This is a genomic window from Fodinibius sp. GM21, from assembly GCF_058386955.1.
In genome coordinates this window covers 100294-120064 of sequence record NZ_JBYEIQ010000005.1, presented here as the reverse complement: position 1 = coordinate 120064, position 19771 = coordinate 100294, and the positions used below count along the sequence as shown (strand labels likewise).

Annotated in this window: 17 protein-coding genes; 5 read left to right on the top strand and 12 right to left on the bottom strand. The window is 42.6% G+C overall.

Annotation, left to right across the window (positions count from 1 at the left end; translation table 11 throughout):
• Positions 1-8 precede the first annotated feature (8 nt).
• Entirely contained in the window at positions 9-791 is a 783-nt protein-coding gene (locus ACT3IB_RS13530) for a DUF432 domain-containing protein (protein ID WP_491539555.1), read from the bottom strand.
• Between the two features lie 27 nt (positions 792-818).
• Positions 819-2093, bottom strand: coding sequence for a serine--tRNA ligase (gene serS / locus ACT3IB_RS13525; protein ID WP_491539554.1), 1275 nt, complete (start codon positions 2091-2093; stop codon positions 819-821).
• Positions 2094-2295: 202 nt separating this feature from the next.
• On the opposite strand from serS, the gene ACT3IB_RS13520 reads away from it, so the two are divergent.
• Both ACT3IB_RS13520 and ACT3IB_RS13515 read left to right on the top strand, forming a co-directional pair.
• Complete coding sequence (locus tag ACT3IB_RS13520; protein WP_491539553.1) at positions 2296-2772, top strand: Lrp/AsnC family transcriptional regulator; 477 nt, start codon at positions 2296-2298, stop codon at positions 2770-2772.
• A gap of 18 nt (positions 2773-2790) precedes the next feature.
• A complete protein-coding gene (locus tag ACT3IB_RS13515) occupies positions 2791-4293 on the top strand; it encodes a hypothetical protein (RefSeq protein WP_491539552.1) in 1503 nt (500 codons plus the stop codon).
• Here ACT3IB_RS13515 and rpoN read toward each other — a convergent pair.
• The 9 genes from rpoN to ACT3IB_RS13470 all read right to left on the bottom strand — a co-directional run bounded on the left by rpoN (position 4286) and on the right by ACT3IB_RS13470 (position 15970).
• Positions 4286-5779 carry an RNA polymerase factor sigma-54 gene (rpoN, locus tag ACT3IB_RS13510; RefSeq protein ID WP_491539551.1) on the bottom strand — a complete coding sequence of 498 codons (1494 nt, stop codon included), beginning with the start codon at positions 5777-5779 and terminating at the stop codon, positions 4286-4288. The genes ACT3IB_RS13515 and rpoN overlap by 8 nt on opposite strands.
• A gap of 17 nt (positions 5780-5796) precedes the next feature.
• Positions 5797-6387, bottom strand: a complete 591-nt coding sequence (locus ACT3IB_RS13505) for a DUF3109 family protein (protein WP_491539550.1) — start codon at positions 6385-6387, stop codon at positions 5797-5799.
• Positions 6388-6446: 59 nt separating this feature from the next.
• On the bottom strand, positions 6447-7634 hold the full coding sequence (gene dprA / locus ACT3IB_RS13500; RefSeq protein ID WP_491539549.1) for a DNA-processing protein DprA: 1188 nt from the start codon (positions 7632-7634) through the stop codon (positions 6447-6449).
• Complete coding sequence (gene obgE, locus ACT3IB_RS13495; RefSeq protein ID WP_491539548.1) at positions 7570-8580, bottom strand: GTPase ObgE; 1011 nt, start codon at positions 8578-8580, stop codon at positions 7570-7572. The genes dprA and obgE overlap by 65 nt, the downstream gene beginning before the upstream one ends.
• A gap of 1 nt (position 8581) precedes the next feature.
• The gene (locus ACT3IB_RS13490) at positions 8582-10771 is read right to left on the bottom strand and encodes a S9 family peptidase (protein WP_491539547.1); all 2190 of its coding nucleotides are present in this window, start codon (positions 10769-10771) and stop codon (positions 8582-8584) included.
• A 114-nt stretch (positions 10772-10885) separates the two neighbouring features.
• The gene (gene accD / locus ACT3IB_RS13485; RefSeq protein WP_491539546.1) at positions 10886-11737 is read right to left on the bottom strand and encodes an acetyl-CoA carboxylase, carboxyltransferase subunit beta; all 852 of its coding nucleotides are present in this window, start codon (positions 11735-11737) and stop codon (positions 10886-10888) included.
• A gap of 189 nt (positions 11738-11926) precedes the next feature.
• A complete protein-coding gene (gene tsaB / locus ACT3IB_RS13480) occupies positions 11927-12586 on the bottom strand; it encodes a tRNA (adenosine(37)-N6)-threonylcarbamoyltransferase complex dimerization subunit type 1 TsaB (protein WP_491539545.1) in 660 nt (219 codons plus the stop codon).
• Positions 12587-12646: 60 nt separating this feature from the next.
• Positions 12647-14638: a DUF3857 domain-containing protein gene (locus tag ACT3IB_RS13475; protein ID WP_491539544.1), complete on the bottom strand. Its 1992-nt coding sequence runs from the start codon at positions 14636-14638 to the stop codon at positions 12647-12649.
• Between the two features lie 30 nt (positions 14639-14668).
• Positions 14669-15970: a dihydroorotase gene (locus ACT3IB_RS13470; RefSeq protein WP_491539543.1), complete on the bottom strand. Its 1302-nt coding sequence runs from the start codon at positions 15968-15970 to the stop codon at positions 14669-14671.
• A 126-nt stretch (positions 15971-16096) separates the two neighbouring features.
• On the opposite strand from ACT3IB_RS13470, the gene xseA reads away from it, so the two are divergent.
• The 3 genes from xseA to ACT3IB_RS13455 all read left to right on the top strand — a co-directional run bounded on the left by xseA (position 16097) and on the right by ACT3IB_RS13455 (position 18452).
• Complete coding sequence (gene xseA / locus ACT3IB_RS13465) at positions 16097-17290, top strand: exodeoxyribonuclease VII large subunit (protein WP_491539542.1); 1194 nt, start codon at positions 16097-16099, stop codon at positions 17288-17290.
• 54 nt (positions 17291-17344) lie between these two features.
• Complete coding sequence (locus ACT3IB_RS13460; RefSeq protein WP_491539541.1) at positions 17345-17797, top strand: hypothetical protein; 453 nt, start codon at positions 17345-17347, stop codon at positions 17795-17797.
• A gap of 100 nt (positions 17798-17897) precedes the next feature.
• Positions 17898-18452, top strand: a complete 555-nt coding sequence (locus ACT3IB_RS13455; RefSeq protein WP_491539540.1) for an HDIG domain-containing metalloprotein — start codon at positions 17898-17900, stop codon at positions 18450-18452.
• 6 nt (positions 18453-18458) lie between these two features.
• Here the strand turns inward: ACT3IB_RS13455 and pheA are convergent, their stop codons facing one another.
• Positions 18459-19610 carry a prephenate dehydratase gene (gene pheA / locus ACT3IB_RS13450; protein ID WP_491539539.1) on the bottom strand — a complete coding sequence of 384 codons (1152 nt, stop codon included), beginning with the start codon at positions 19608-19610 and terminating at the stop codon, positions 18459-18461.
• Between the last annotated feature and the right edge of the window lie 161 nt (positions 19611-19771).

Genomic DNA, 19771 nt, shown 5'->3' with positions numbered 1-19771 from the left:
AAAATAATTTAGCGATCAGTCAGAACCGTATCTTTAAAAAAACGTTTGAATGTTCGGGTAGCTAAACTCTTGTGCACTTTTTTACGCGGTTTTGTAAGCAACTGTTTTTTCGTGATTCCCTCTGGAAGTTTACCAGTCATAACCACTTCACTGTGTAGATCTTCGCCCTGATAAATAATTTCCGTTTCATCAGCCCATAGCTCCTTTTCATGCAAGTACATGCTTAAGCGTTCTACCCGAAAACAAAAATTGGTAAAGGTAAGCTCTTCATCAGATTTGTTAACAATTTCTATTGGGCAACTTACCAAATATGGTTTCTTGTCTACGTGAGATAAATCTCTACGAGCCTTAGTTATAGCATGATAACAAAGTTCTCCCTCAGTAAATGTGCCAAACCAGGTTCGCGAAAGCTTAACTGCAGGTAATTCGATCAATTGATAATCATTCTTAGCCAACGATACACGAATCCAAATAGGAATACGCGTAAATATTTGTATCCGAGTCTCAGGACTCACTTTTAGACTAAACTCTGAATGTACCACCAGTGGCTTATCGGGATAAACCGGAGAAACAGTAACTTCGGCCGAACTATTTTTATGCGCCCATCGCACCCATTCTACCTGTTTGGGAGGCCGATCGGAAACAGGTTTTCGCTTAACCTCATCCTTATACAAATGGGCAATCCATACCTCTTCATTTCGATATTTTATCCACAAGTGCAGATCTCCGATGGTCACATACTCTAACTGCCCTTCTGTGAGTGATCGACTTCCCCAAATATCGTGCTCCATAGCGTCCTCTTTATTGGATAGTTAGATTTACGGTATTATAACATCAGTACCCATGAACGGCTGTAACACTTCTGGAATTTCGATGCTGCCATCTTTCTGCTGGTAGATCTCCAAAATCGCTGCGACAACGCGAGGTAATGCCAGCCCGGATCCATTGAGCGTATGCACAATTTCGGTATCTCCATTTTCTTTACGGCGACGGATCATCATACGACGTGCCTGGAAACTCCCGAAATTTGAACAGGAGCTTACCTCCAGCCATTGCTGCTGACCTGGGCTCCAAACCTCAAGATCATACTTCTTGGCTTGAGTAAACCCCATGTCTCCGGTACACATTAACAGGGTACGATAAGGGATATCTAGTTCTTCTAGCAGTGATTCAGCGTGTTCACGAAGGCTTTCAAGCTCATCATACGCTCTTTCCGGATGCACAATTTTTACCAGCTCAACTTTGTCGAACTGATGCAGGCGATTTAATCCCCGTACATCTTTTCCATACGAGCCGGCCTCACGTCGCCAGCAAGGAGTATAAGAGGTATAATAAAGTGGAAGATTATCATCCTCTAAAATCTCATCGCGATGGAAATTTGTTACCGGAACCTCGGCCGTTGGTATCGCAAAAAACTCATCCCGCGGAATTTCATACATCATGTCTTCTTTGTCCGGGATTTGTCCCGTTCCGCGTGCTGAGTCTTCATTTACAAAATAAGGAACTTGTAACTCCGTATATCCAGCCTCAGCAGCCCTGTTCAAAAAGTAATTAATCAAGGCACGCTGTAACCTAGCCAATGGACCTACATAAAACGGGAAACCCGCACCCGTTACTTTGGCACCGCGATCAAAATCAATCCAGCCTTGTTCCTCAACCAGCTCCCAATGGGGTTTACGCCAATTCTCTTTGACGGTATTTCCCCACGTTTTAAAAACCTCATTATCCGCTTCTGTTTGCCCTACCGGTACCGACTCGTGAGGCACATTCGGAATTTTAAGAAGCAGATCTTTTCGAGCTGTTTTCAATGAACGAAGCTTGTCTTCTTTTTCTTGAATTTGCTCCTTCAGCTCAGTGGTATAAGAAATTATTTCCTGGGCTTCCTCTTTTTGACCCTGCCCCATCAACTCACCAATTTTTTTGGCCTTTGTGTTGCTCTCATTTCGCAGGTTATCCGTCTCTTCCACCAGCGAGCGCCACTGTTCATCGATACTGATAACCTCATCAACAATTTGGGGATTTTCCTCTCCCTTATTTTTCATCGCTTGCTTAACTAAATCGGGATTATTTCGGATAAAAGTGACGTCTAACATCGAATGATTTATTTGAGATTTCGTTGATAGTTTTGCTAAAGATAAGAGAGTTTAATGAAAGGTTTGAATTCAAAATATCTGTAAGAGGTTCTTTCTAAAACCATCAAAATTTTTCAATCAAACTCACTTCAAATGCTTGAACTCCTAATTATTTAAGGTTATTTTAGAAAAATAATAGAAAATTAAGGACATTTTACAGGTTATGGCTCAAGGATTAGACGAAATTGATATCAAGATATTAAATCATCTTCAAAAAGATGGCCGGTCACAGCGCAATAAGTTGGCTGAAATTGTTCACCTTTCGGTCCCCTCTGTTTCAGAAAGAATGCGTAAACTGGAAGAGAAAGATTTAATTAAGGGTTATACAGCACTTCTTGATTCCAAAAAGTTTAAGTTTGATATTACCGCTTTCGTCTTTGTTGAAGTAGACGGCTCGGATAACTACCCTATCTTTATTGAGAATGCAGTGGCGGAACCGGAAATTCTGGAATGCCATTCTATAACCGGCGACGGATCACATATTCTCAAAATTCGGACCGAAAATACCTCTTCGTTCGAACAACTGCTCTCGAAAATTCAATCCTGGGATGGCGTTAGCAAAAGCCGATCAAATGTAGTACTCAGCAGTTTTAAGGAAACCACTGAACTGCCTATTGAAAAGACGATCGATCCCAAATAAACCTCTTGCTTCCATACATTGACGAACTTTCGATTACCTTATCTTTTCGTTGCCTTTTTACTGCTTGCGGTTTCACAAACTGAGCTATATGGTCAGTCTACGCTGGGTGTAGTATGGGATATTCCCAGTGATATCGACTCTGCCAACACACAACTGCAGCAATTTCACGAGGTTGGCATCTCAATTCTGGAAATTGATACTTCCCCAAGATCAGCAGTATGGAATCAAATAGACAGTTTAGGATTTACGGTATATGGGAACCTCAATATTGATTTTCCTACTACCAACACCTTCGCTCAACCTGACTCAAGTCTGCTTAGTCACATAGAAAGCAACGCCAAAAGTTACCTTTCACAATCATCCGTATCGGCCATAGGCTTATTTAATTACGGCAATGTTTACAATCCCGTCTTCTGGCAAGCGGCTGCATCATTCGCCGAGAAAATAAAGCAGGCAAAAGAAATTGATTTGTATCATAAAAGCACGACTCTTCTCCCAACAGACAGTGCAGTGGTTTCTTTTTCGATTGTTAATGTCCCCGTAACGGCCAAGAACTTCGATTCTTTACCCGTTTTACCCACAAAGCCACACAGCCATTTCTTTTATGCCCCTTCGGATGAAATGAAACCTTTTTTAAGGCCATTCAAAAACTTTGTTACAGCGGTTAATCAATCTAAAAATAAAACAATTTTTGTTGAATCGGGATGGCTTCTTATGATGCTCACAGAGCATCCGCAATTTACAGAAATCTTACAAAGTCTTTCATCACAGTCAGAAACAGTTTTCCCTCTCCCAAACGAAGATATTCCTACATCGGATAATACAGCTCTTCCTATGATCCTACTTTTGTTCGTCTGGGGAACTGTTGCCTTGCACTATAATACCAGCCCGCTATACCGCAAGTCATTATTCCGATACTTTACAGCGCACAAATTCTTTATTGATGATATTTTCAAGCGTCTCATCCGTTCACCAATACCCGCTTTCATCATCATTTTGCAAAATGCACTACTCTTATCAATATCTACATATGCAGTATTTTTAATGTTACTAACCCCGACAGGACAAGAAGCTTTTTTTCATCATTTCCCCGAACTTTCAATTGTTGGAAATACTCCGATTTCTATTTTTATATGGGCTTTTTTACTGATTTTTCTGCTGTCTCATTTAAGTATAATCTGGCTCTATTTTAGCCACAAGAAAATAAAATCAATCACCCAGATAGCAACTGTTTTCGCATGGCCGCTGCAGCTTAATTTTGTCTTTTGTACAGCAGCAGTTACCTTCTTTTCAGCATCACGATCTGGAAGTGCCACACTCTTTACAATGCTTGCCCTACTTTTATTTTCCCTAAGTTATATCTTAACAGCACTGGACATCAGTCGGTTTGTAAGATCTAAACCCAAATACCTGTTTAAGACCATTATACCTTATACCATAATAATTGGAGGGCTTTTAGTGTGGCTTTTTACTACAGATCAGTGGATGGACGCCTTGTCACTTGCGCTGAATCTCACATAATCTGTTTTCGAAGTCGGGCAACAGGAATATTCAACTTCTTGCGGTATTTACTGACCGTTCGGCGAGCTACTTTATATCCCCGATCTTTTAGTTTTTTTACGATTGCCTGATCGCTGAGAGGCTTTTGTTTATCCTCATTATCAACAATCTCCTGCACGGCATTTTTCACCTCTGTACTTGAAACCTCCTCCCCATCTTCGGTTTCAATACCTTCACTGAAAAAGTACTTCAACTCAAAGACGCCGAAATGAGTCTGAACATATTTCCCATTTACAACTCTCGAGATGGTAGAAATATCCAGATTTACTCGCTCCGCAATGTCTTTCAGGATCATCGGCTTGAGCCCCTCACCGTGCTTGAAAAAATCTTCCTGAAGAGCCACAATGGTTTTCATCGTATTCATTAAGGTATTTTGTCGCTGACGTATTGAATCAATAAACCACTGCGCCGACTCTATCTTATTCTTGATAAAATTCTTCGTTTCCTTGGTCTGTTTGTTGGTCTTTTTCTTCTTTTTTAGATCATCCCACATTTCTTTATAACGCGGAGATATGCGTAGCGGAGGCACATTTCCATTATTGAGTGTAATCACAAAGTCACCTTCTTCTTCACCTTCAACATCCCCTTTTTCTGCAGGCTGATAATAAACCTCAAAATCAGGCTCAATATAATTTGAGGTATCATCTACTGCAGTTCCTACTGCACCCGGCTTGGGATCCAATCCGGTAACACAATCAAAAGCCGTTTGGAGTTCTTCATTATCGATATCGAGCTTCTTTTTTAACTTTTTGAAGTGTTTTTTCTCAAAAAGGTCCCAGTGATCGCGCAGCATTTTAATAGCATTATCACGACCTTCCTCATCATCCATCAATTCAAGCTGTACAAGCAGACAATCGCGAAGGTCGCGCGATGCAATACCCGGTGGATCCAGTCGCTGGATCTCCTTACGAACCTTCTCGACTTCCTCCTCATTGGTAAGTGTACCGTGATTAAAAGCAATGTTATCGACCACGGCCTCAATTTCGCGGCGAAAATATCCATCTTGATCCAGCGAGCCCAAAATCTGATCTGCAATCAACTTCTGCTCTTCATTAAAGTCCAGCAGACTAACCTGATGTTCGAGCTCTTCCAACAATGATTCGTGATAAGGATTCGGCAAATCGCGCCAACTTTCATCTCCACCACCGGTATAACTCGAGCCACGGCTATAATTTTCACCGTCGTACTCAGTATTTTGCATGAACTCATCCCAATCGATCTCTTCATTTTGATCAACGGGATCCAACTCTTCATCTTTCTGCTCTTCCCATTCCGATTGCTCCAACTCTTCAAAAGAATCTTCCTGCTCTCCCTCTTCCAATACCGGATTTTCTTCCAACTCTTCTTTAATACGCTGCTCCAACGCCACCGTCGGTAGCTGCAGTAACTTAATATACTGTATCTGCTGGGGAGACAGTCGCTGCTGTTGCGACTGCTTCTGATTCATTTGCTGGCCCGTTTTAATCATAGTACAGCGGCCTCACTATTTTGGATTCTCATTTCTTTACATCTTTCTTCAAACTCATCGTACCAATCTTTACCATACCGGCGGACAAGCGGTTCTTTTAAAAATTCCGATAAATAAATATCATCTTTTTCACCTTTTATACATGCCGCAGAGCATAATTTATTGACGTATTCAAAATTGGCATATTCTGTTTCACCCACTTTTTTCAGCCGAACGGGATACAAATGACAACTTATCGGTTTTTCCCATTCTATGCGACCTTCCAGAAAGGCCTTTTGAATAGCACAATAGGCTACATCATTATAGTAAGTAACAAAAATACACTCTTCATTATCACGGCAGGACAATTCTAAACCCTGTTTTGATTCTTGAACAACACCCTGTCTTTCAACGGTTTTACGAGATTCAGGATGCAGTTCATCCTTCAATATTTCAAAAGCCTGTTCTAAACGAGGAAGCTCATCTTCGGTAACAGGAGCGCCGGCATCACCAACCACACAGCACGCTCCTTTGCACTTCGGCAAATCGCATGCAAAGTGCGCCGTAGCAATATCATCAGACAATATGGTGTTTTGAACTCGAAACATTTAGATCAAAATACCTTTTCTGAGGACTAATTTAAAAACAGAATAGAAACAATAGCAGATTATAACAATTCAAAATTTTTGCCTGCCGTCTGACGGATTGCACCCTGCATTTCGAGCTCCAGGAGCTTTGGCATCAACTTATGTGTTTCTATTTCTAACCGTTCTGCCAGATGATCGATGTGTAACGATTGTTCGTCCAACGTTTCACAAATACTTATCGCCAGGTCATCCAACTCCATAGATTCCCATTTATTCTGAGAAGACCCGGAGATTTCTTCAGAATCCGATTCAGGTTCCTTCTCCCGGATATGAACATGAACTTCGGTAAGGATATCCTCAACATTCTGGACGAGCTTTCCCATACCTCTCTTAATGAGACTGTTACAGCCGATGGCATTGGGATGCCCGACTGGATGTGGAATCACGAATACCTCCCGATTTTGATCCAACGCCGACTTTGCAGTAATCATACTACCGCCCTCCAACCCCGATGCCACTACCAGTGTTCCCAAACTCATACCACTGACAATACGATTACGAACAGGAAAGTTACCCATCTCCGGGGCTGTTCCCAGCGGAAATTCAGAAATGACTGCGCCTCCGGTATCCACGATCTTTTTCGCCAACCCTTTATGATCACTCGGATAGATCCAATCTATGCCCGATCCAAGTACTGCAACTGTTTTTCCACCGGCATCTACTGTAGCCTGATGGGCTGCCCCATCCGTACCATAGGCCAACCCGCTAATAATTGTTAAATTCTGGTCAACCAGCTCCTTTGCAAATTTTTGGGCCATTTTCTTTCCATATTTCCCTACGCGACGTGTTCCAACAATAGAAATGGCATTGGTATCGAGCACCGAGCGATCTCCTTTAATCCAGAGCATTAGCGGCGGGTCGTAAATTTCGCGCAATAATTCAGGATAATCATCATCCCAGTATGTCATGATTTGTGCGCCAGTACGTTTGGTCTTTTCAAGAATGCGATCTACTTCATCCCACTCGTTGAAACCCAGAACCTCTTCGGCCGTTTTAGGACCAATTCCACGTATGGACTCCAGTTCATAGCGCTCAAGACGAAAGATAAGCTGCGGATGTTCTACGGCTTGCAACAACAACCGAATGCGCTGCGCACCCAGGTTATCAAGCAAATGTAATGCTACAAATTCTCTTACAGGCGGTTTATACGTCTTCTCTTGTTGATTCAACTTCTTGTAATTTCTCCCAGATGATTTCTTTAAGTTCATCTATATGGTAGTTGGTTGCAGACGAAATTTCAACTACCGGGATATCTAAATCAACTTTTTTCTCTTCATCGAGCTCATAATTCTCTTGTAGATCCATTTTGGTGATCGCCAAAACCCGAGGTTTATCCAACAGATCAGACCGATATTGTTTCAGTTCTTCAATCAACGCATTGTATTCGTACTCAATATCCTGCTGCGAGCTCACCATAAAAAGCAGTACGTTGTTGCGCTCGATATGACGCAAAAATTGAATCCCGAGTCCGCGACCATCATGCGCCTCTTCAATAATGCCGGGAATATCCGCCATCACAAATGTACGGTAATCGGGCATCGTCACAACACCAAGATTAGGCTGCAGGGTTGTAAATGGATAGGAATCAATCTTTGGCTTGGCACCGGACATCGTTGAAAGGAGCGTACTTTTTCCTGCATTAGGAAAACCTACAAGGCCTACATCGGCAATAAGCTTGAGCTCAATTTCTATCGCCCGTTCTTCCCCCTCTTCCCCGTCTTGGGCGTGCTGGGGAGTCTGATTGGTAGCACTTCGGAAGTGCCAGTTTCCCAGTCCGCCTTTACCTCCCTGGGCCACTACAATTTCTTGTTCATGTTCGGTGATTTCACCAAGACGTTCTTTTGAATCGGCATCATAAACCACGCAGCCTAATGGGGCTTCCAAGATCTCATCTTTTCCACTTTTACCCTTCTTTTTGCTGGGACCTCCACGTTCTCCGTCTTTGGCATTCACATATTTACGATACCGTAGGTCAAGCAGTGTATTCAGTTGCTCATTCCCTTTCAAGATAACGTCACCGCCATCACCACCGTCACCACCGTCGGGACCACCTTTTGGCACGTATTTCTCCCGACGAAAATGAACTGATCCCGGTCCACCATCACCGCCGGTAACATAAATTTTTGCGTAATCAGCAAATTGAACTCGACCCATACTATAAATTTTCTAAAATAAAATTGCTCATCATTTTATAGAGGTGATTGCGTGCATTGCCTCCATAAATCGCATGACTTCTGTTCGGATAATACATCGACTCAAATTGCACGCCTTCTGCCACCAATTCATTTACTAACTCAACGGAATTCTGGAAATGAACGTTGTCATCACCGGTGCCGTGCACCAACAAATAGTTACCTTCAATCTGATCGGCGTAGGTAATTGGAGATCCTTTTTTATAGCCTTCCGGATTCATTTGCGGCGTCTGCATAAAACGCTCGGTATAAATGGTATCATAATAACGCCAATTTGTAACCGGAGCCACAGCAATAGCTGTATCAAAAATATCATTACCCTGTGCCAGTACCAGGCTCGACATGTATCCGCCATAACTCCACCCCCAAATACCTAATCGGTCTTCATCAATAAAATCATAGGTTTCTGTTAGATACCTGGCAGCATCAATCTGATCGACAACTTCGTACTGTCCTAATTTTTTGTAGATCTGCTTCTCAAAATCACGACCACGAGCACCCGTTCCGCGATTGTCGATACTTACCACAACATACCCCTGCTCAGCAATGTATTTGTGCCACATCGCCCGCTGACCGGAACTGAAACTCTTTGTTACGGTCTGGGATCCCGGTCCGCCATATACATAAAACAGTGTAGGATATTTTTTATCGGGATTAAAATCAGAAGGCCTCATGATATATCCATTCAGCTCAGCCTGCTCTAACGGTATCTTAATATACTCTTTTGACGGCATTGTATATTCTGAAAGCTTTTGCTCTAACTCTTCATTGTCTTCAAGCATCCGAACCTGGGTACCACCTCCTTCATGCAAAGTATAAGCCGGGGGATTTCCGGGGGACGAAGTGGTCTTTATATAATATTTATAATCCCGACTCATATTGACGCTATTCCAGCTCTCACCATCACTCATCTTTGTCTTCCCGCTACCATCAACATTAATACTATACAAGTGCCGCTGTAGCGGGGATTCTTCTGTACTTACATAGTAAATCTTATCGGAACGTTCATCATATCCCAAGTAATTAGTCACCTCCCAGTTGCCTTTGGTAATCTGGCGAATCTGCTCACCGGACATATCATACAGATAAATATGATTATAACCCGATTCCTCGGTTACATATATAAACTGCTCTCCGTTCTCCAGGAATTTCAAATCATCATTCACATCTATCCATGCATCCGAAGTCTCTGTTTTGATAATCTCCGTATTACCGGTATTCACATCAGCCAGCATCAAATCCTGTTTATTCTGCAGTCGATTCATCCGTCGAATCGCCAAAACCTCAGGATCTTTCGTCCAATTGATTCGGGGAATATACTGGTCGTTTTCGGATCCCACATTCATCCATGTCGTTTCCTCGGATTGCAGATCATAAACCCCGATTTTGACAATCGCGTTTTTTTCGCCGGCTTTGGGATATTTGAAGCGCGTAAGCCCTGGATATAACTCTCCCCAATCCGTCATAAAAAACTCTTTTACATGAGACTCATCAAAACGGTAAAAAGCAATCTTTTTCCCGTCAGGTGACCAGTACCACCCCTTGGCAAAACCGAATTCTTCTTCGTACACCCAGTCGGTAGCCCCGTTAATTATATGATTAAATTTTCCATCCTCAGTGATAGCTTTCTCTTCACCAGTTTCTAAGTCCACCAAGTAGAGATTATTATCCTGCACAAAAGCCGCTTTGTTTCCCGAAGGTGATAGCTGTGCGTACTGCTGCTTTTTACCAGACTGCGTAAGTTTTTGCGTTTCACCGGTTTCGAGATCATAGACAAAATAGTTTTCCCGCGTACTTCGTCTCCAGATCTGTTCAACATCCGATTTTATTAGAATCTTCTTTTCATCAGAAGAAAACTGGTATCCCTGAATTGGAATTGGTTTGTCTCTGCCATCAACCTGCAAATCGGTGGCTGATACAAGAACTTCGTAATCTCCCTTTAGAATATTGTACTTGCGTAGTTCAATATCGTTTTGCGTACGCTCCAGAGCCGTATAAAACTGTCCATCCTGCATCCAGTTTACGTTGCGTATCTGCTCTGGGGAAAACGTCTGGTCAACAACATGCTCAAATGCAATTTGTTTTTTATCCTGAGCCAAAGCTGGCTGAATCAGCCAACCTATTGCAAAAATAAATAGAAATAGTTTTTTCATAACAGGGGAATTAAATACTACAAATGGCGCCCCGAAATTTCAGAGTGCCATTCTAATAGGGTTTGCACGAATGTTATCGCGCTTTAGGATTATGTTGTAAAATGTAGTCAGAACTTACTCCTCGTATTTATGGAGTAGAATCTTAATCAGCTTGGTGAGTTTGTCTTTAATTTGAGGACGGGGAGTTATAAAATCCAGAAAACCATGCTCAAGAAGATATTCCGACCGTTGAAATCCTTCTGGTAAATCGCGGCCGATCGTCTGGCGAATGACCCGGGGACCGGCAAAACCTATTAGCGCTTCCGGTTCAGCAATATTAAAATCACCAAGCATTGCAAAGCTAGCTGTCACTCCACCCGTTGTCGGATTTGTCATCAGTGATATATAAGGTACACCGGACTCTTCGAGCTGTGCCAACTTCGCCGACGTTTTGGCCATCTGCATCAAGCTCAAAACGCTTTCCATCATACGCGCGCCGCCTGATTGGGAAATGATAATAAGCGGCTTTTCATTTTTACGAGCATGATCGATCGCCATACCAATACGCTCACCTACGACCGAGCCCATACTACCACCGATAAAATTAAAATCCATACAGGTAATCACCACATCCAGCTCATTCATTTTACCAATGCCCACGCGCACGGCATCAGTTTTACCTGTTTTTTCCTGATATTCATCGAGGCGGTCGCTGTATTTCTTGCGATCTTCAAATTCCAGCGGATCGGTAGGTACAATATCCTGGCCAATCTCCTCAAATTCTCCTTTATCAAAAAGGAAAGAGAAATATTCATCACTCCCGATACGGAAATGATACCCGCTCAACGGATCTACCCAGAGGTTATCCTCAAGTTCCCGTCGGTGCACCGTTTCGCCGGTTTTAGGCACTTTAACCCAAACGCCCTCCGGCATTTCTTTACGCTGATCGGTTTGTATATTTTTGTCTTTTCTCTTAAACCAAGTCATGTATGTCCTGTTTCTTTTAAATGATTCCCAAAAATAATGATTATCAGTCGAAGCTAAAATCTTTTATTTCTGCTTAGGATACAACTTCCTACATCAAAACTATGGAGCTAAACTACACAGATTTTTACTCATCTTCGAAATGACAACAAAAAGAGGGTTGGGCATGGTAACAAGAAAAGCACAATTCCATCAACCAACCTGGTTCGAAGTATAATATTTCGGCTCGAATGTTACCGGATCTTCCACCCGGTAAAAATCAGAAAACCCAGTCTGATACAAGCTTATAAGTGATTTGGCAGAAATGAAATGGGATCCAAACGTTTTGCCCTTATCTAATGCCTTTTTACCGATTCTTTTTAATCCCGTCCCGATAACCCTATCACCACTCCGAAACATCTTTTCAAATGCCTCAATCGGAATCACTTCAACCTCTTCTTCGGTCGTTAGCTGTTCGTTATCAATTACAAATTTTTGATGATACACATGCACCCGCCGCGCATCAATAATACTGTGAATATGCATTGCTTTCGGATCCTGTTGATGTGCATACATCGCAAATGAAGCCAGTGTATTTATACCAATTAAGGGTACCTCCGTCTGAAAAAGCAATCCTTTAACGGCACTAGCACTGATACGTAATCCCGTATAAGAACCCGGCCCCTCACTTACTAAAACAGCATCAAGATCCTTGATTTCGAAATCGTGCTCATCCTGCAACTGTTCTATAAAGAGAAAAAGTTGCTCGGAATGCGTGCCCCGTTGGGTTGTCCTCTGCTCATATATATTCCCATTCTCATCGTAATAAGCTACAGAGCATACATTGGTCGCCGTTTCCAAAGCAAGCAGCATTGTAAAATTACGTTTGTTAAAAGATTTCCGTTATACCAATTTTACCCTTAAAAATAGCTGTTATTCTTCAACAAGCCATGAGCTGTTACTGAGCTCAACCCAACGGTCGTACAACTTGTATAATGATGGAAAATAGTCTGCTGAAAAATTCCGTTGATCAATGTTTATCTGATATCGGTAATTAAGTTGTCCGGTTGTATTGTCATACCGTTCTAAAAACTCAGCACCGGAAAACTTAATTGTTCGATCATCATCGACAGCTACGCTAAAGCCTTGGGGCAATTCAATTGAATATGAGAGGTCCAGCTTTTCGGGTGCATCAAGCGTAATAGGCAGATTACGATCGGGACCTGAAAATGGATTTTCATTCCTGTATCCAACCACCATGGGACTAAAATTGAGACCATCGGTAAAACTCGTCGCATAATTCTCAATTTTAAAATCCGCTGATAATTCTATTTGTTGGCCGTATTTCTCTTCATTTTTGACTACTACATTGGAGACGCTCATCTGGGGATATCCATCGAATAACGTTTGCCGCAAGATCTTCTTGTCACTACTTCCATCCGCTTTTTGCTGACGTATTATTTGAGCCGGATAACCCCGCTGCACAGATTCTACTGTTCCGATAAGTGTACCATTCCGTTGGAGCCGTCCATCTATTTGAACCTGTATATCAAAAAGACTTTTATCGGGGTTAATATCGATCCATTCATAACTATCTTCTCTGAGCACTAACCCACGGCTACCGTAGGTATCAACCGGAATCAGCCCCGGCTGACTATACGCAAATCCGGCATCCATCAGGTATGATTCTTCTCCAATTTCGGATCGTACCATCATCCCGTTAAACTGATAAAAGGAAGGGAAATCCATATTAATTTTTCCGGACTTCCGGGTCGAAATCAGAACAGGATTCGCTTCAATGTTGGCGGCACGAAGCATAGCAACAAGAGTCTGGTTGATAGCTGCCTGGCTCGAAGATTCTCCCGCCAGCACTTCTTTTCCCGTAGTTTGGCTAAAGGCCGTATGCTGGCCTGAAAAGTTAATACGATTGTTAAGGTAGTGATAAATGCTGTCCTGAATCTGACTTTCAGGTGCCCCATCCAACGCCGCTGCTATTGAATCTCCCGCTGTTTTTGCCGCTCCATTTCTGTTGATTAATTCCCATGGATCCGTTTTATCCCGGATACGGGCAACTACTACTTCCCAGTTGTTTTCGAGCTGCTGTCGCGGAATCCCAAACTCACTCAACAAAAATTTAATCTTCCCCCGGTAATCATCCAGCGAAGATATATAAGCTTCTTCTTTGACAGGAGGAATATCCCGCGCTATCCATCGCTCAGTAACAATAGGCTGCGGCTGGGGAATGGTAAACACTTTAGGGACGGAACTGGTATCGGTATACACCACATCATGTGTTATGGTGCCATCAAAGTTTTCTGTGTAAGATTGGTATCGCAAGTATTTGGGATACGTAATCGTTAGCTTCGCATTATCTGTGGGTACTTTGTGAGAAAGATAAAAGTCGGGCAACTCCTCAATATAACGACGTTCGATCGTATAGCGATATTCAATCACTGCTCCATCCTCAACGGCAGGCATAGCAAACTCTTTGACGCTATAACGCGAATTAATGTTGATGGTACGAATATCCTGCTCCGACAAAGTTGCACGTTCACCGGAAGGAAGGTAGGTATAAGCCTCAAGGGAAGTTACACGCTCCATATCATTCTCAAAATAATACGGTATCGCAACAACAGAGGCTTCCCGGACCGAATCATCGAAAACTTTAATCCGAATATGGTGCTCCAATATTGCAATTATTGACTCATTTGCCTCTTGAAAAGATATATTAAGCTCTTTGTTGGTTATCCTGTAGGGCGTCTCATCATTCGGTTGTTGCATCTGAAACAGTGAGTCGGGGATGTTACCAAACTCTGCATCCGGCACATTTTGTGCTGAACCCCCACCAATACTAAGCAATAAAATAAATGTTGTCAGAAAATATCGATCCAAAAGAAATGCTGTCAATTCATATTTAGAACTCAATAACGTATAACCAGCCGTTTCATTCTGTTATTAAATCTCATTAACCACAAAACGGCCATTATTGTAAATTGCCTCAGCTCGCCCCTTCAATGTTTCTCCTAAATAAGGAGAATTTTTTGATTTGGATCGTACTGTTGATTCAGCAAATGTCCACTCCTCATCTACATTAAAAAGGGTCAAATTCGCTTTAGCCCCTTCTTCAATTTTTGGAATATTCAGATTTAAAATCTCACGAGGTTTTTCTACAAACTTTGTCAGCAATGTTTGTAGATTAAGTACATTCGAATCCAGCAGTCTTTTCACACTAATACTCCATGCCGTCTCCAAACCTATAATTCCGTTGGGCGCATAGATAAATTCCACTTCCTTCTCCTCGATCGCATGAGGCGCATGATCGGTACAAATCGTATCAATAGTACCGTCAGCCAGTCCTTCAACCATGGCATCAACATCTTTCTGCGTACGTAGCGGGGGGTGCATTTTTACGTTCGTATCGAAATCACGCCGTTCAATTTCCTCGTCTGTTAAATCAAAATGATGGGGACAAACTTCTGTTGTTACGTTGATGCCATCAGCCTTGGCCTGTCGCACCAGATCTACCGCCTTCGCCGTACTGATATGCGCCACGTGAATATGTCCCCCGGTAAATTCGGCCAATAAGATATCCCGCGCGATCATTGTTTCTTCCGCAATGCCGGGGGTTCCATCAATACCAAGCCGGGCAGACACTTTTCCCTCATGCATATGTCCCGGACGCGAAAGCTTTAAATCCTCCTCGTGATTAATAATCGGCATCTCCAGCATCGAGGAATATTCAAGTGCCACACGCATAAGTTGCGAATTATATACGGGATCACCATCATCACTAAACGCCACGGCACCGCCTGCCTTCATATCACCCATCTCGGCAATCGATTTGCCTTCACGCTCTTTAGATACACAACCAATAGGATATACCTCAACAGCTAATTTCTCAGATTTTTTCTTAATAAACTCAACAACGTCTCGGGTATGAATGGGTGGATTCGTATTGGGCATGCAAGCTACTTCCGTGAATCCCCCGAAAGCGGCCGCAGCACAACCGGTTTCGACTGTCTCTTTATGCTCATATCCGGGCTCGCGTAGGTGCACATGCATATCCATCCATCCGCCGGAAACATAGGCCCCACCGGCATCGTGGACTTGCACGTTATTATCTTCTTGTGGATGCAAGTCGGTGCCGATCTCAGAAATAATTCCATCCATTATCTGAATATCAACCGCTTGTGAACCGTCAAAATCTCCACCGACCGGCCGGACATTTTGTAATAGTAAATTAGGCGTGTAACTCATAAAAACTTTCCGTTATTTTTATGAGCAAATATACATGTTTTCAACAGAATTCAATAACCTGCAAATGGTGTCAGCCATCAGAAAAAAGATAACTGCTGAATACTGACTATCGAAAGCTTAGTAATAATGGATCAATCAGATCTTTTTACCCCACAAATACTCTCAGTATCGGAATTAACCGGCGAAATAAAAACTCTGCTCGAAGGCAATTTTCTCGACATCAAAGTTGAAGGGGAAGTCAGCAATGCTTCTACCAGCAGAGCAGGGCATACCTATTTTACGATCAAAGATGAAGATGCACAGCTTTCGTGTGTTATTTGGCGTGGTGTTAATCAACGACTGGGCATTGAGCTCGAAGACGGACAACAAATTATTGCCGGAGGCGATATTCAAGTTTATCCACCACACGGAAAATACCAGCTTATTGTGCGATCTGTTGAACAAGCAGGTAAGGGTGCATTGCAAGAAGCCTTTGAAAAACTCAAAAAAGAACTTAAAGAAGAAGGGCTTTTTGATGACGAGTACAAAAAGGCATTACCCCAATTCCCGTTTAAAATTGGGGTGATCACCTCTGCCACGGGAGCCGCTTTTCATGACATCCGTGATACGTTGGAACGTCGCTGGCCGGTGGCCGAAGTACTGCTCCACCATGCGAGCGTGCAGGGCGTAAATGCAGCTCCACAACTGGTAAAAGCCATCAACTGGTTTTCGCAAAAACAAAATGTGGATTTACTCATCGTTGGTAGAGGCGGCGGATCGCTGGAGGATCTTTGGCCATTTAATGAGGAAGCCGTAGCCCGGGCACTATTCAATTGCAATATCCCAACCGTTAGCGCTGTGGGTCATGAAGTGGACTTCAGTATCTCCGATTTCGTAGCTGATGCCCGTGCTGCCACGCCTACTCAAGCTGCTATTTTGGCAACGCCCGACATCAACGAAGTTCGCATGTTCGCCGATGACCTAACTACCCGACTACATGATATTATCCACGAGCGAACGACCGAGCAAAAAGAGCGTATCCAACAGCTGGTGCAATCACATGCCCTGCAAGTGGTTCAGCAAAAGGTGGAAAATAATCACGAAAAAGTGAATAATTTGGTGGATCGCATGCATCATCGGCGGGAAGTCCATTTCATGAAAAAACATGATAAACTCAAAGAATTGCGTCATCGACTGGAGCTTAAAAATCCCAATACAGCCCTTGAACAAGGGTATTCGCGTATCTGGCAAGAGGAAGAATGGGTTCGTTCTGTTGATGAATTTGATGCTGATAAGGAAGTTACCATCGAATGGAAAGATGGAGAAACAACGTTGAACTGAAGATATTTCCACCTATAAACACTACATTGAAACATCTAATGCAAATATCTAATTATGCTTGAGCAATATCGTATTCAAATCGATTACAAAACACGTGAGCGTCAAATATTAAATGCCCTATTGGCACTTGTTACCGGATGTCTCACGCTTATTTATCCTAATTTTCTATACCTGATTGCAGGCGGATATCTCGTGGCCCTGGGTTTACTATTTATTGCATTTCGCCTTTCACCCACACTTTCAGCAATACCCATTGTAACAGGAGTGCTAATTTTTATTTTTCCGGAGCTTATTCCCGTCACCTTCGCTGCCTTTTTAGGACTATTTGGATTTATCCTACTATTTGGATTTCAATTTTCTATAGTAGGTGCTCTTACACTGATCATTGCTTTACTCATTGTAGCTAATCCCGATTCTGTGGCCTATCTGATTGCCACCTTTTTACTGATTTATTCTGTGTCAAATCTTATTCGTTTTTATCAGGATTGGAAGCGCCAGCGTGCATAGTAAATCCATTGGAAGTTCAGAAAAGCTTTGATAATACTATCTCTCAGACTGAATAACTTATTTTTTCAATGTGATCTTTTACGCCAAAATAAATAAGCCCATGAAAAACCGAAATCAATCCGTAGAATTACTAAAACAGTATATTGAAAACGAGAATCTCCGGCATCACTGTCATATGGTGGCTGCCGCCATGGAGGGGTATGCCCGAAAACTGGAGAAATTTCACGAAGAGATCGAAGCGTGGTGGACGGCCGGCCTGCTGCACGACCTTGACTGGGAAAAGTATCCTGAAGAACATCCCAAAAAAGCGGTAGAAGAAATCCTCCCTGAAGAAGGATATCCGCAAACTATTATTCAAGCAATTGAAGCTCACGCTCCTGAACGTACCGGACGTGAGCCGGAAACAGAAATAGAACGTTATCTATTTGCCTGTGACGAACTTTCCGGTTTCATGAATGCAGTTTCTCTGGTTCGTCCCAATGGTTTCGCAGATATGCGAGTAAAGTCAGTTACAAAAAAACTTAAAGACAGCAGTTTTGCAGCGGATGTACCACGCGACGATATCAAAAAAGGTGCCCAATTAATTGATACTGACCTTCATGATCATATTACATTCTTAATTGACGTATTCAAGGAAGAACCCCAATCTCAATAATATATCTTACTCATCAGGGGTTCCCACTTGGGCCGGATAACACCCAAGCACCTTCAGCGAGCTGGCTTCTTGTTCTAATTCCTGAAGAGCCAACCGGACTTCAGGGTTCGCAATATTTCCTTCTATATCCAGATAAAACTGGTACTTCCACGGTTCATTGGGCTTGGGACGCGATTCGAGTTTCGTCATATCAATGCCGTGATCGGCTATAATATTCAGACAACCGACCAGCGCTCCCTGCTGATGCGTGGTCACCATCAGTAATGAGGTTTTGCAAGGAATCTGAGGATCGACCTCCACCGGTTGGGGTCCCACCACCACAAAACGAGTAAAGTTTTCGGATTGGTTGGCTAAATCGCGTTTCAATATGTTGAGTCCGTAAATATCAGCGGCATGGCTTCCCGCAATAGCAGCTTGGGATAAATCTCCATCTTCCAGCACTTTTTTTGCCGACATCGCCGTATCGATATAAGATTCAACTCGACAATCATGGAGCTTTGCCAGAAAGTTACTACACTGTGCAATGGCTTGGGGATGTGACATAATTCGCCGAATGCGATTAAGGGGAATATCCTCCAACGCCAATAAGCAATGAATGATGCGAATCGCTTCTTCTCCAACAATATGTAAATCATCATCTGCTAAAAGATCATAGGTTTCATTAATGGAACCTGCAGTCGTATTTTCAATAGGCAGGATAGCGTAATCCACCTTTTGATCTTTCACGGCCTCGGCCGCCTGTCGAAAAGTGTCATAACCGAAACAATCAATTTTGTTATAGCGCTCTTCAAAATGTCGATAAGCGGCCTGATGACTAAACGCTCCATCGGTTCCCTGGTATGCTATTTGAACAACATCTGCCTCCTTTTCAACATTATGATGGTCAACAAGTGAATGCGTCTGAAAACGGACAGAGTGGTGAATAATATCCGTAAACAACTGTTTGGCAAAGTAGCGATCAAGGCCGGCTTCGCGAGCCAACTTTGTAATCTTTGACAGTAATTCTTCTTCCCTTTCGGTATCTCTTATATCAGACTCATCATCGATTTTTAACTCCGAAATTTCGCGGACTAATTCCTGCCGCTTGGCCAAAGACTCAACAATGTTTTTATCTGTTTTATCGAGTAATTTACGTATAGAGTCAAGTTTATCAGACATCAATAATAAAATGGTGTTAAACTGAATAAGAATTCATAGAATATTGCATTCCCGGCTTTAATGAAAGAATTATTACTTTCCCTGAAGATAAACCATAAAGCTATGATTGCAGCAAATCAGGCCTCCAGAACAGAAGATTATTTTGCTATTCTGTTTATTGA

Coding starts and splice junctions, on each gene's coding strand:
- ACT3IB_RS13530 (WP_491539555.1), bottom strand. CDS start 791: ATGGAGCACGATATTTGGGGAAGTCGATCACTCACAGAAGGGCAGTTA.
- serS (WP_491539554.1), bottom strand. CDS start 2,093: ATGTTAGACGTCACTTTTATCCGAAATAATCCCGATTTAGTTAAGCAA.
- ACT3IB_RS13520 (WP_491539553.1), top strand. CDS start 2,296: ATGGCTCAAGGATTAGACGAAATTGATATCAAGATATTAAATCATCTT.
- rpoN (WP_491539551.1), bottom strand. CDS start 5,779: ATGAATCAGAAGCAGTCGCAACAGCAGCGACTGTCTCCCCAGCAGATA.
- ACT3IB_RS13505 (WP_491539550.1), bottom strand. CDS start 6,387: ATGTTTCGAGTTCAAAACACCATATTGTCTGATGATATTGCTACGGCG.
- dprA (WP_491539549.1), bottom strand. CDS start 7,634: ATGAACTTAAAGAAATCATCTGGGAGAAATTACAAGAAGTTGAATCAA.
- obgE (WP_491539548.1), bottom strand. CDS start 8,580: ATGGGTCGAGTTCAATTTGCTGATTACGCAAAAATTTATGTTACCGGC.
- ACT3IB_RS13490 (WP_491539547.1), bottom strand. CDS start 10,771: ATGAAAAAACTATTTCTATTTATTTTTGCAATAGGTTGGCTGATTCAG.
- accD (WP_491539546.1), bottom strand. CDS start 11,737: ATGACTTGGTTTAAGAGAAAAGACAAAAATATACAAACCGATCAGCGT.
- tsaB (WP_491539545.1), bottom strand. CDS start 12,586: ATGCTGCTTGCTTTGGAAACGGCGACCAATGTATGCTCTGTAGCTTAT.
- ACT3IB_RS13470 (WP_491539543.1), bottom strand. CDS start 15,970: ATGAGTTACACGCCTAATTTACTATTACAAAATGTCCGGCCGGTCGGT.
- xseA (WP_491539542.1), top strand. CDS start 16,097: ATGGATCAATCAGATCTTTTTACCCCACAAATACTCTCAGTATCGGAA.
- ACT3IB_RS13460 (WP_491539541.1), top strand. CDS start 17,345: ATGCTTGAGCAATATCGTATTCAAATCGATTACAAAACACGTGAGCGT.
- ACT3IB_RS13455 (WP_491539540.1), top strand. CDS start 17,898: ATGAAAAACCGAAATCAATCCGTAGAATTACTAAAACAGTATATTGAA.
- pheA (WP_491539539.1), bottom strand. CDS start 19,610: ATGTCTGATAAACTTGACTCTATACGTAAATTACTCGATAAAACAGAT.